The organism is Dietzia sp. B44, from assembly GCF_014145245.1.
GTDB classification, from domain to species: Bacteria; Actinomycetota; Actinomycetes; order Mycobacteriales; family Mycobacteriaceae; genus Dietzia; species Dietzia natronolimnaea.
In genome coordinates, this window is the sequence record NZ_JAALEF010000346.1 from 1 (window position 1) to 2,612 (window position 2,612).

A 2,612-nucleotide genomic window follows, 5' to 3' on the forward strand; every position below is an offset into this window, starting at 1 on the left:
CGGGCTCGGCGCCGAGCGCGTGGAGGATCCGGACGGCCCCCGGCCCGGACACCCCGGCGCCGAGGACGAGCACGCGGGCGCCGGCGAGGTCGCGGATGTCCACACGCTCTCGTGTCACGTCCGTCATCCCGTCGAGCTCGCGAGCCAGTCACCGTAGAACAGCGCGATGGCCAGGCCACAGGAGATGGCCACGAGGAGCCAGAACCTGATGGTCACGGTCGTCTCGGCCCACCCGCCGTTCTCGAAGTGATGGTGGATGGGTGTCATCCGGAACGGACGACGGCCGGTGGTGCGGAACGCCGCGACCTGGATGAGCACCGAGACGAACTCGATCACGAAGACCGCGGCGACGACGACCATGAGGAGCTCGGTCCGCGAGACCACCGAGACTCCGGCGACGATGCCGCCCAGGAACATCGACCCCGTGTCGCCCATGAAGATCTTGGCCGGCGCCGCGTTCCACCACAGGAAGCCCAGGCACGCCCCGAGCGCGGCGGAGCACACCACGGCGATGTCGAGGGGATCCCGGACCTGGTAACACCCGGACAGGTCCACCCCCTCCGCCGTGGAGAAGCACGAGTACCGGAACTGCCAGAAGCTGAACACCACGTAGGTGCCCATGACCATGGCCATCGACCCCGCCGCGAGCCCGTCCAGACCGTCGGTGAAGTTGACCGCGTTGGACCAGCCGTAGACCAGGAGAACGATGAAGACCAGGAACACGACCACCGGGACGGTCACGGCGACGAAGTCCCGCATGTAGCTCAGCGACCTGCTGGCAGGGGTCAGTCCGTCGTCGTTGCGGAAGCCCAGGACCAGGATGCCGAAGGCGAGCGCCGCGAGCACCTGACCGACGGTCTTGGACAGGATGCCCAGACCCTTGTTGTGCCGCTTGAACACCTTGAGGCCGTCATCGATCATCCCGACCACGGCCAACGCGGTGGCCAGTCCGAGGATGAGCAGGCCGGAGGCGGTGAACCCGCCACCGCCCACCGTCACCTGCCCCACCAGCCCGGCCACGATGTACCCCAGCCACACCGCGGCGAGGATCGCGATCCCGCCCATGTTGGGGGTCCCGCGCTTGCTCATGTGCGACTGGGGGCCCTCCAGGCGGATCTCCTGCCCGAAGCCGTGCCGACGGAAGTAGATGATGAGCACCGGGGTGAGGAAGATGCTCACGACGAAGGCGACGATGCCCGCGATCATGATCTGGGTCATTCGGACTTCTCCTCACCACGCGACGCGAGCAGATGCTCCGCGACGCTCCACAAGCCCACGGCCGCCGAGGCCTTGACCAACACGATGTCCCCCGGCTGTACGCGCTCGTCGACGATGGCGGACGCCTCCTCGGCGGTCTCGACGTGCTCCGCCTCCGATCCCCACGAGCCCTCCTGCACCGCCCCCTGGAAAAGTGCGCGCTGGGGTCGACCCCGGCCGACCACCACGAGTTGGGACACGTCGAGGCGCACGAGGAACCGCCCGATGAGGTCGTGCTCCGTCACCGAGTCGTCGCCGAGTTCCGCCATCTCGCCCAGGATCGCCCAGGTCCGGCGGTGTCCCCCTCCCGACCGGGCCATCACCGCGAGCGACTTGAGCGCGGCCCGCACCGAATCGGGGTTGGCGTTGTAGGAGTCGTTGATCACGGTGACACCGTCGGCGGTGACCCGGACGTCCATCCGCCGGGCGGAGGCGGCCCGGGCGGTGCCGAGAGCGGCGGCGACCGCGGCGACGTCCATACCGCAGGCCAGACCCACCGCGGCGGCCGACAGGGCGTTGCCCACCTGGTGCTCCCCGTGGACGCGGAGGGCCACGTCGGCCTCGCCGTCCGGGGTCACCAGCCGGAAGGAGGCCCGGACCTCGTCGTCGAGCCGCACGTCCTCGGCGCGGAGGTCCGCGGACCGGCCCGTCCCGACCGTCACGACCTCGGCGGACGTCCGCCCGGCCATTCCCAGGACCCGGTCATCGTCGGCGTTGAGCACCGCGACCCCTCCGTGGGCCGCATCCGGCAGGGCCTCGACCAACTCACCCTTCGTGGCGGCGATGACGTCACGCGACCCGAACTCACCCAGGTGCGCGGTCCCCACGTTGAGCACCACACCGATCCTCGGGGGCGCGATCTCCGCGAGCTCGCGGATGTTGCCCGGCGCGCGGGCACTCAGCTCGAGCACCAGGAAGTCCGTGGACTCATCGGCACGCAGGGCGGTCCAGGGATGGCCGATCTCGTTGTTGAACGATCCGGGCGGCGCGATGACCGTCCCGGCCGCGGAGAGAACCGCGCCGATGAGGTCCTTTGTGCTGGTCTTGCCCGAGGAGCCGGTGATCCCGACCACGACGAGCCCGTGGTCGGCGACCAATCTGTCCACGCTGGCGCGCGCCAGGGACCCGAGCGCCGCGAGCACCGCCGCACCGGACCCGTCGGAATCCGCGGCCAGGACCATGGCGTTGGTCACGCGCCGGTCCACGGGGGGCACCACGACCTGCGCGCCCGCACCCTCGGGGACATCGGTGACCTCGCGGGCGACCAGCGCCGCCGCCGCACCCGCCTGCAGCGCGCGGGCGACGAACTCGTGTCCGTCGACCCGCTCGCCGGGGAGTGCGAGGAACAGTCCACA

General features: G+C 70.4%; 2 protein-coding genes. Both read right to left on the reverse strand.

Going from position 1 to position 2,612, the window contains the following annotated elements; all coding sequences use genetic code 11:
* Positions 1 to 123 precede the first annotated feature (123 nt).
* Positions 124 to 1,218 carry a phospho-N-acetylmuramoyl-pentapeptide-transferase gene (gene mraY, locus G6017_RS11590; RefSeq protein ID WP_182617468.1) on the reverse strand — a complete coding sequence of 365 codons (1,095 nt, stop codon included), beginning with the start codon at positions 1,216 to 1,218 and terminating at the stop codon, positions 124 to 126.
* Positions 1,215 to 2,612 (reverse strand): UDP-N-acetylmuramoyl-tripeptide--D-alanyl-D-alanine ligase (locus tag G6017_RS11595; RefSeq protein ID WP_182617470.1); only part of this gene is annotated, 1,398 nt, incomplete at its 5' end. The genes mraY and G6017_RS11595, both read right to left, overlap by 4 nt.